Consider the following 3,434-nt stretch of genomic DNA (forward strand, 5'->3'; position numbering starts at 1 on the left):
GTGGACTTCACCGGTCAACTGAAGATGCTCTACTGGAACCGGCAGTTCAAAACGCCGCTGTCGCTCGCCTCAAGCCAGACCCTGGGCGCCTTTCACCTGGAGGAGGGGGTCGATTACGGCACCATCGATTCCGTGAAGGCCTACGACCAGAAGATCGACTTTTGGTCCGTGGGGGGGGCAGTCGACTGGAACGCCCTGAAGCAGCTGACCATCACCGGCGGCTATTGGCACTACTGGGCCTCCGACGGCAACCACCGCGACAAGGTGGTCGCCCGGGCCTCCTACAGCATCACCGACAACTTCCTGCTCCAGTACCGGTACAAGGGGATCTGGAACGCGAAGCAGGTCCCGCAGTATTTCAGCCCCGAGGTCTTCAACCAGCACGCCTTCCTGTTGGGCTACGCGGATTCGTTCTGGGACAGCGTGCGGGTGAAGCTTATGGCGGGACCGGTCTGGCAGGACGACGGCTTCCAGAAGAGCACCGGCGCCCTGGAAGACGTCCGGGTCACCTGGAGGTTCCTCGAGCTCTGGTCGCTTACCGCCCACCTGGAGGCGGACCAGGTCGGTTCGGGGTACCAGTACCTCTATTCCACGCTTGCCCTTACCCGCGACTTCTGAGGGAGGAAAGCTCAGGCCTTCTTGACGAACTCGGATTTCAGCGACATGGCGCCGATGCCGTCGATCTTGCAATCGATGTCGTGGTCGCCGGAAACCAGGCGGATGTTCCTTACCTTGGTGCCGACCTTGACCACGGAGGAGGAGCCCTTGATCTTGAGGTCCTTGATGACGGTCACCGAATCGCCGTCACGAAGTTCGTTGCCGAAGGCATCACGGACGACACTGTCGGTCTCTGCACTCTCAGCTGGGGCTTTAGGCCACTCGTGGGCGCATTCGGGGCAGACGTACAAGTCGCCGTCTTCGTAGGTGTACTCGGAGCTGCAGGAGGGGCATTTCGGTAAAGCGGTCATAGAAAATCCTTTATGGTGGTGGCGCTAGGCAGCGCACTTGACGCAGATGGCGTATTTCAGGTAGCGTCCCTCCGGGAAGGTAACGGTGTAAGGGAAATCCTCGGGTTGGCCGGCGAGGGAGATGACTTGTAGCGAGGAGCCTGCCTGCAGCGCACCGCGACGCAGTTCCTTCAGATACTCGGCCAAGTCGACCTTCTGGTGGTTGGAGGAGGCGATCAGCAGCCCCCCTTCCTTCAAGAGCTTCAGGGCCGCCGCCACCAGGTCGGAGGTTCCGCCGCGCGTGGTGAACCGGCTCTTGGAGGTGGTCGAGAAGGAGGGTGGATCCATCAGGATGATGTCGTAGCTCTTCTGCTGGCGGGCCATCTCCTCCAGCACCGAGAAACAGTCGCCGATGACGAACTCGTGACGCCTGGGATTGAGCCGGTTGGCGTTGAAGTTGGCGCGGGCCACATCCATGTAGGAGGGAGAGGCGTCCACGCTGGTGACGAGACTCGCCCCCGCCGCAGCCGCCGCTACTGAGAAAGCCCCCGTATAGCAGAAGAGGTTCAGCAGCCGCTTCCCTTTCACCCGCGCGACCAGGTCCCGACGGTTGTTGCGCTGGTCCAGAAACAGTCCGGTGTTCAGGCCGTACTCGAGGCTCACCTGGAAATTCAAGCCGTTTTCCATCACCAGCAGCGGCTCGGGGGCGGCTTTGCCGGCCAGCAGACGGCCGTACTTCTTGCCATCACCCTCCGACTCCAGTTCCCTGGTCTTCTGAGGGCGGGTCTTCTCGTAGATCCCCGCAGGCGTAAGCAGTTCCTCCAGCACCTGGGTCACCAGCTTGAGATGTTTCCTCCAGCCGGTGCAGTAGATCTGCACCATCAGGTAATCCGCATAGCAGTCGACGGTAAGGCCGGCCAGGCCATCCCCTTCCCCGTTCACCAGCCGGTAGGCATTGGTCTCGGTCAGGTCGGCATGATCCCTTCTGAGCGCTATCGCCCGTTGCAGCCTCTTTTTAAGCCACCCCCTGTCCAGCTGCTGCATCCGCTCGCGCGAGAGTACCCGGGCCACCACCCGTTCCTTGGGGTCGAGAAGCGCGCTGGCAAGGAACCGACCTGAAGCATCCGTCAGCTCCACCAGGTCGCCGGCCTCGCCGGCAGGCCATTTCTTGGTATAAGCATCGGCGATGATCCAGGGATGCCCCAACTCTATCATCCTTACCGATTCTGCTCCTACGATACAACGTTGCGGCATCAATAATCCTTTTTCAGCAGTTCCGCTCGACAGCTAACCTCTGGATCGTCGAAAATACCACCAGCCAGAGCATTAGTCAAAGCCTACTCTTCGGCCCCGCTATTGGTTCCCTGAGTGGTCAGACCTACACAAGCCTTCCCCTCCGACTCTCAGAATTGCCGTGATCTTGTCTTCTGGGATTCCCTATGGTAACGTCACTTTCAAAGCTTAGCGATTCACGAATCCCACAGTTTGACACGATGCAGGAGGCGACACACATGCCGACGTTATCGATGTTTTATGGGATCACAAGCTACATGTATTTCTACGATAACCGAAAACACAAGATGCCGCACCTTCACGCTTCATTTGGAGATGACGATGCCATATTCTCCCTAGAAGATGGTGAGATTATTGAAGGGAAGCTGCCCAAGAACAAACGAAAACTGGTCGAAGCGTGGATTGAAATACATAGGGACGACTTGATGACGGATTGGCAGCTTGCCGTCACCGGTCAAAACCCTTTACCAATCAAACCATTGGAGTAGATATGAACAAGATCGTCAAGGTTACCCCACTCGACGGGAAAAAGTTAGCCGTCATTTTCGAGGATGGCAGATCTGGCATCTTCGACGTTACCCCCTATATCCGGAGCGACTTCTTCAAACGACTGGAGGATGACACCTACTTTCGGCAGGTCGATATCTTCTTTAGTGGGATTGGCTGGCCGGATGGACAGGATCTCGGCCCGGACACCATAGAAGCCGACCTCCAGCAACCGCTCTAGCTCAATTTTTCTGCACGGCAGGTCTCTCTCGTCACGGGTGGAAATGGTATAGGAAGCCATAGCCGACCCTATGGCTTGGACAATTTAAACCTTATCGATTGCATGAAGGATTTGAGCGCCGCTTTCCAGAGCTTCCAGCGCACGATCGACACAGCGCCGGTTCGCCTCCCCTCATGCGGGACGCACTGGTTGTAAATGCGCGCACCCTCCCCCACCAGAACGCCGGAGATGAGGACGTTGGGGGCAAAGGTATCCGCCGGTATCCTGCTGATAATCGGCGAGAGGATCGAGCTTCTCACCAATCGATAGGGTGTGTTGACGTCTGTGATCCCCTTGCCGAACAGTGCGTGCACCGTAGCCCGGCAAATCCCGGTTATGATCTTACGCCCCAACCCCTGCTGCCTGCCACCGCGATAGCCAAACAGCGCGTCATGCTCGTTTCTATTGTTCCAGAGCTTGTCGAAGTG

The 3,434-nt window shown here is 58.0% G+C and carries 6 protein-coding genes; 3 read left to right on the plus strand and 3 right to left on the minus strand.

Translation table 11 applies throughout. The features are described 5' to 3' along the window. The coding region (locus VJ604_RS10310) for a hypothetical protein (protein WP_324082226.1) at positions 1-618 on the plus strand (618 nt) is incomplete at its 5' end. A gap of 11 nt (positions 619-629) precedes the next feature. Here VJ604_RS10310 and VJ604_RS10315 read toward each other — a convergent pair. Together VJ604_RS10315 and VJ604_RS10320 are read right to left on the minus strand one after the other, a co-directional pair. Continuing rightward, a complete protein-coding gene (locus VJ604_RS10315) occupies positions 630-968 on the minus strand; it encodes a zinc ribbon domain-containing protein YjdM (RefSeq protein WP_324082228.1) in 339 nt (112 codons plus the stop codon). Between the two features lie 24 nt (positions 969-992). Beyond that, entirely contained in the window at positions 993-2,201 is a 1,209-nt protein-coding gene (locus VJ604_RS10320; RefSeq protein WP_324082231.1) for a class I SAM-dependent rRNA methyltransferase, read from the minus strand. A gap of 257 nt (positions 2,202-2,458) precedes the next feature. Here VJ604_RS10320 and dhiT point away from each other — a divergent pair, with 257 nt between their 5' ends. Continuing rightward, positions 2,459-2,728 carry a type II toxin-antitoxin system toxin DhiT gene (gene dhiT, locus VJ604_RS10325; protein ID WP_324082233.1) on the plus strand — a complete coding sequence of 90 codons (270 nt, stop codon included), beginning with the start codon at positions 2,459-2,461 and terminating at the stop codon, positions 2,726-2,728. Positions 2,729-2,730: 2 nt separating this feature from the next. Further along, positions 2,731-2,967: a DUF2442 domain-containing protein gene (locus tag VJ604_RS10330; RefSeq protein WP_324082235.1), complete on the plus strand. Its 237-nt coding sequence runs from the start codon at positions 2,731-2,733 to the stop codon at positions 2,965-2,967. A gap of 68 nt (positions 2,968-3,035) precedes the next feature. Here VJ604_RS10330 and VJ604_RS10335 read toward each other — a convergent pair. Then, on the minus strand, positions 3,036-3,434 hold a 399-nt coding region (locus VJ604_RS10335; protein ID WP_324082238.1), incomplete at its 5' end, for a glycosyltransferase family protein.

Origin of the sequence: Geomonas sp., assembly GCF_035254065.1 — a bacterium.
In the GTDB taxonomy this organism is placed as follows: domain Bacteria; phylum Desulfobacterota; class Desulfuromonadia; order Geobacterales; family Geobacteraceae; genus Geomonas.

Excerpts from the sequence above, each read along its gene's own strand:
- VJ604_RS10315 (WP_324082228.1), bottom strand. The coding sequence starts at position 968 with ATGACCGCTTTACCGAAATGCCCCTCCTGCAGCTCCGAGTACACCTAC.
- VJ604_RS10320 (WP_324082231.1), bottom strand. The coding sequence starts at position 2,201 with ATGCCGCAACGTTGTATCGTAGGAGCAGAATCGGTAAGGATGATAGAG.
- dhiT (WP_324082233.1), top strand. The coding sequence starts at position 2,459 with ATGCCGACGTTATCGATGTTTTATGGGATCACAAGCTACATGTATTTC.
- VJ604_RS10330 (WP_324082235.1), top strand. The coding sequence starts at position 2,731 with ATGAACAAGATCGTCAAGGTTACCCCACTCGACGGGAAAAAGTTAGCC.